This window comes from Mesorhizobium sp. M1E.F.Ca.ET.063.01.1.1, from assembly GCF_003998155.1.
In the GTDB taxonomy this organism is placed as follows: Bacteria; Pseudomonadota; Alphaproteobacteria; order Rhizobiales; family Rhizobiaceae; genus Mesorhizobium.
On the sequence record NZ_RZSC01001631.1, the window covers coordinates 1 to 437 of the forward strand.

The 437-nt window shown below is 61.8% G+C and carries 1 protein-coding gene; it reads right to left on the bottom strand.

Features of this window, described 5'->3' with window-relative positions:
- Positions 1 to 437 (bottom strand): TCP-1/cpn60 chaperonin family protein (locus EOA29_RS40135; protein ID WP_281061162.1); only part of this gene is annotated, 437 nt, incomplete at both ends.

Genomic DNA, 437 nt, shown 5'->3' on the forward strand with positions numbered 1-437 from the left:
CCTTTTCAATCGCCTCGCCAACCAACTGGCCGATGAGCGGGTCGTTGTGCGCCGAGATCGTGGCCACCTGTTCCTTTTCGCGCCGGGTCGAGACCGGTCGAGATATTTGCTTGAGTGTCTCGATCGCGCGCTTGGTGGCGCGATCGAGGCCGCGCTTGATGTCGATCGCGCTGGCGCCGGCGACGACATTGCGAACGCCATCGGCAAACATCGCGTGAGCGAGGATGGTCGATGTGCTGGTGCCGTCGCCAACCATATCGCCGGTCTTCTCGGCTGCTTGTCTCAGCATCCTGGCGCCGAGATTTTCTTCCGGGTCCTTCAGGTCGAATTCCTTGGCGATCGTCACCCCGTCGTTGCAAACGATCGGGGCACCCCATCTTTTTTCGATCAGTACAGATTTCGAGCGCGGCCCGAGCGTCACGCGCACGGCATCGGCG